Raw genomic sequence first — 4,389 nt, forward strand, 5'->3', positions numbered from 1 at the left:
GAGGCTCGCCGGGGGCGGAGGGCCGGCAGGGAGCGAGGTTTGCAGGTCGGAGGGCTCGCGCTTGGGGCGGGCGTGCCGGGTGGGCTACGTCTTGCGCAGGTCGGGAGCCGGTACGCCGATCAACTCCCGCCGGATCGCGTCCCACACCGCGTACATCCCCCGCCGCAGCGCGGGTGAGTCGTTGGTGAGTACGCGCACCCACGCGCCGCAGTCGTACGGGAGTACGCTCGCCGCGCCGGTCAGGCCGGTCGCCGCGAGCGCGTCGTGCAGCACGTCGGCGACCCGCGCGGCGGGCACGATCGCGGTCACCACGAACAACGACGCCATCAGCCCGTACCCACCGAGCACGGCGGGTCCGGTGACGCCGTTCCCGGTCGCCCCCGGCACGAGTCGGACCGGATCCACGACGAGCAGGGTGCCATCGGGTCGCCGCACCTCCAAGTCCGACGCGTACACGGCGTATCGGTGCCGCTCGCCCCGCGCGAGCCGCCCCGCAGCCACCGTCTCACCGAGCAGCACGGTCGCGCCCGGGTCGACGGTGACGTGCGTGCGCTGGTGCAGGCGCGAGTCCACACACGGCACGACCGGATCGGGCAGATACTCCAACCAGGCCCCCGGACCCACGCTCAGGTTCACCGTGTGGGCCGCGTAGTCGTACTCCATCCGGTGTACCTTCGTCGCCGCCTGGGTGGTCAGCAGCACGGCCGTGTCGGCGCCGCACTCGACGTCGATCCGTTGCCGGTCCGCCTGGATCAGTCCGCCGCCGGTGGACATCACGTAGGTGACCGCGAGATCCGGGCGGCCCGGGTCGATGTGGAGCGGGCGGGTGATCTGGAGCGGTGACTTCTGGTAGTGCCGGACCAGTTCGGTCCGGCCACGCTTGGCGGCGAAGCCGAGTTCGAGCAGGCCGACCTTGCCCGCACCGCCGACCGGCACGGTATCGGGCACCGCCGCGTACGCGGCGACCTCGCCCGGCACCCGAACCGGCTCGTAGTGCCCCGGGTCGAGCCGGGAGCCCTCGGTGGTGAACGGCCGGGTGCTCACGCGGGAAGCGGTTGGGCGTCGACTCGGCGCGCGTCGAGGAAGTCGGCGATCTCGGTGATCCCCTGGCCGGTCAGCGAATTGGTGAGTTGCACCGGGGCACCGCCGCGCACGGCGAAGGCGTCACGCTCCATCAGTTCGAGGTCGGTGCGCACGTAGCGGGCGATGTCCACCTTGTTGATCACCAGGAGTTCGCATTCGGTGATGCCGGGCCCGCGCTTGCGCGGCATCTTGTCCCCCTGCGCGGTGTCGAGCACGAACAGGAAGAGGTCGACGAGGGCCGGGCTGAACGTCAGGGTGAGATTGTCCCCACCGCTCTCGTACAGCAGCGTGTCCACATCCGGGAACGCGTCGAGGAGTTCGGCGCCGGCGGCGAGGTTCATCGTCGGGTCGTCGCGCACGGCGGTGTGCGGACACGCGCCTGTCTCCACCCCGACGACGCGCTCCGGCGCGAGCACCCCGGCGAGGGTGCGGCGCACGTGATGGGCGTCCTCCTGCGTGTAGATGTCGTTGGTGATCACGGCCGGGCGCCTGCCACGTTCGATCAGCACCGGCACGAGCGCCTCGATCAACGCGGTCTTACCGGAACCGACCGGGCCACCGATGCCGACCCGCAACACGTTGTGATCCATGGTTCGTTCTCTTTCCTCGTGCGTATGGGGAGTGTGGTGTGGGAGGTGTGGTGTGGGAGGTGCGCCGATCAGCTGGCGAACAGGCGGGCGTCGGCTCGTTCGTGATGTCCGGCGTGGACGTCGGACAGCGGTACGCACCCACCCAGGTCGGGCAGTTCGCGGGTGCGGGCCGCCGCCACCACCTCGTCGATCACCGGAGCGACCTGCCGCAGCACGACCTGCGCGCTCCGGTGGTCGGCCAGGCGCAGCCGCAACGCCGCCCCGGTGAAACTGGCGCAGAACGCGAACACGTCGGCGGTGGCCGCCTGTTGCTCGGGTACGCCGGTTGCCGCGTACACCACACCCGCCACGACGGCCTGACACCCGGGCGCCTTGCGGGCGGCGACCAGGTCGGCGTACGGGGCGATCCCGGCCGCGGCGTCGGCGAACACCTCCGGTGCCAGGTCCAGCAGTTGGCGGCCGGTCCGGGTCGCCGCGATGCGCTGCTCGCGGCCCAACTTCGCGGCGTACAGCCGCTCGTCGACCGCGCCCACCCCGGCCCAGTCACCGGTGCACGCGGCCCGATGGGCCAACACCAACGCGGTCGCGTCGGCCGGGCCGACTCCGTGTCGCAGCAGGTCCGTGAGCAGGTCGGCGAGGCTCGCCCGGTCCACCGCGCGGGCTTGCGCATAGCCCTCCAGACCGTGCGAGAGCGTGTACAGACCGCTCGGGAAGGCCGAGTCGGTCAGTTGCATCGCGACCAGCCAGGCGTCGGATGGCTGGGTGGGCGGGGGCACGGACCCGGGCGTGGGATCGGGCGGGGGCGCGAGGATGCGATCGGGTGGGGGATCGGGCTCGGGGGTGTGATCGGGCTCAGGGGTGTAGTCGTGCTCGGGGGTGGAATCGAGCTGGGGGGTGTAATCGGGCTCGGGGCGGACCTTCGGCGTTCGGATCACGCGATGTAGAACAGGTGGTTGAGCGGCAGTTCGCGCGCCGGCTCGATGGTGGCGGGCTCGCCGTCCACGGTGACCTTGTACGTCTCGGGATCCACCTCGATCCGAGGCGTCGCCGAGTTGCGCACCATGTGCTGCTTTCCGATCGAGCGGCAACCGCGCACGGGCGCGATCCGCCGGCGCAGATCCAGTTCCTTGGGGACACCGCGTTCGATCGCCGCGCGCGACAGAAAAGTCACGGACGTCTCCTGAGCCGCTCGGCCGTAGGCGCCGAACATCGGTCGGTAGTAGACCGGTTGCGGCGTGGGCAGCGACGCGTTGGGGTCGCCCATCAGGGCCCAGTTGACCATGCCGCCCTTGATGATCAGTTTGGGTTTGGCGCCGAAGGAGTGGATCGGCCACAGCACCACGTCGGCAAGCTTGCCGGGTTCGAGCGAGCCGATCGTGTCGGCGGCGCCGACCGCCAGTGCGGGGTTGATGGTGAGCTTCGCGAGGTAGCGCAACACCCGGGCGTTGTCGTTGCGTTCGCTGTCCTCGGGCAGTTTGCCGCGCATCGCCTTGCAGTGGTGCGCCGTCTGGAACAGCCGCGCGAAGCTCTCGCCGACGCGGCCCATCGCCTGCGAGTCGGACGAGAAGATGCTGATCACGCCGAGGTCGTGCAGCACGGTCTCGGCTGCGATCGTTTCGGCCCGCACCCTGCTGTCCGCGAACGAGACGTCCTCGGGGATGTCCCGGCTGAGGTGGTGGCACACCATCACCATGTCGAGCAGTTCGTCGACCGAGTTCACGCTGTAGGGCAGGGTCGGATTCGTCGAGGAGGGCAGCACGTTCGGTTCGCCGGCCACCCGCATGATGTCCGGCGCGTGGCCGCCGCCCGCGCCCTCGGTGTGGAAGGTGTGGATGGTACGGCCGTCGATCGCGGACAGGGTGTCCTCGAAGAACCCGGACTCGTTGAGCGTGTCGGTGTGTACGGCCACCTGGACGTCGTATTCGTCGGCGACACGCAGCGCGCAATCCAGCGCGGCAGGCGTCGCGCCCCAGTCCTCGTGCACCTTGAGGCCGGCCACGCCCGCCTCGACCTGCTCCCGCAGCGCGTCGGGCAGGCTGCCGTTGCCCTTGCCCAACAGGCCTATGTTGACGGGGAGTTCCTCGGCCGCCTGAAGCATCCGCGAGATGTTCCACGGGCCGGGCGTGCAGGTCGTGCCGTTGGTGCCGTCGGTGGGCCCGGTCCCGCCGCCGAAGAAGGTGGTGATCCCGTTGCTCAGCCCCTCCTGTGCCTGCTGCGGGGAGATGAAGTGGATGTGCGAGTCGATGCCGCCCGCGGTGGCGATCAGGTGCTCGCCCGAGATCACCTCGGTGCCGGGGCCGATCAACAGGTCGGGGTGCACGCCGTTTTGGGTGTGCGGGTTGCCGGCCTTGCCGACGCCGACGATCAGGCCGGCCTTGATCCCGATGTCGCCCTTGACCACACCGAGCACCGGGTCGAGCACGACGACGTTGGTGACGACCAGGTCGAGCGCGCCCCGGGCGGCGGTGGCGGCCGGGTCCTGCGCCATGCCGTCGCGAATCACCTTGCCTCCGCCGTAGACGGCCTCGTCGCCGTACGATCCGGCGTTGTGGTCGTGCTCGACCTCGACGATCAGGTTGGTGTCGGCCAGGTGGAAACGGTCGCCGACGGTCGGGCCGAACAGGTCGGTGTACTGCCGACGGGAGATGATCGCCATCACGCGCCGCCCTTCGGGGAGGTGTGCCTTGCGGCCGGGCTCGGGGTGCTGTGGCCTGGG

Annotated in this window: 4 protein-coding genes; all 4 read right to left on the reverse strand. The window is 70.5% G+C overall.

What is annotated here, in order from left to right:
* Positions 1-84: 84 nt before the first annotated feature.
* The 4 genes from GT354_RS23040 to ureC all read right to left on the reverse strand — a co-directional run bounded on the left by GT354_RS23040 (position 85) and on the right by ureC (position 4,329).
* On the reverse strand, positions 85-1,044 hold the full coding sequence (locus tag GT354_RS23040) for an urease accessory protein UreD (protein ID WP_161358277.1): 960 nt from the start codon (positions 1,042-1,044) through the stop codon (positions 85-87).
* Positions 1,041-1,673, reverse strand: coding sequence for an urease accessory protein UreG (ureG, locus tag GT354_RS23045; protein ID WP_161358278.1), 633 nt, complete (start codon positions 1,671-1,673; stop codon positions 1,041-1,043). Before ureG ends, GT354_RS23040 begins: the two co-directional genes overlap by 4 nt.
* A gap of 68 nt (positions 1,674-1,741) precedes the next feature.
* Positions 1,742-2,407 (reverse strand): urease accessory UreF family protein, encoded by a 666-nt coding sequence (locus tag GT354_RS23050; protein WP_161358280.1) that lies wholly within the window; start codon positions 2,405-2,407, stop codon positions 1,742-1,744.
* A 197-nt stretch (positions 2,408-2,604) separates the two neighbouring features.
* Entirely contained in the window at positions 2,605-4,329 is a 1,725-nt protein-coding gene (gene ureC, locus GT354_RS23055) for an urease subunit alpha (RefSeq protein WP_161358279.1), read from the reverse strand.
* Positions 4,330-4,389: the final 60 nt, after the last annotated feature.

Source organism: Streptomyces sp. SID3343 (assembly GCF_009865215.1).
Classification (GTDB): Bacteria; Actinomycetota; Actinomycetes; order Streptomycetales; family Streptomycetaceae; genus Embleya.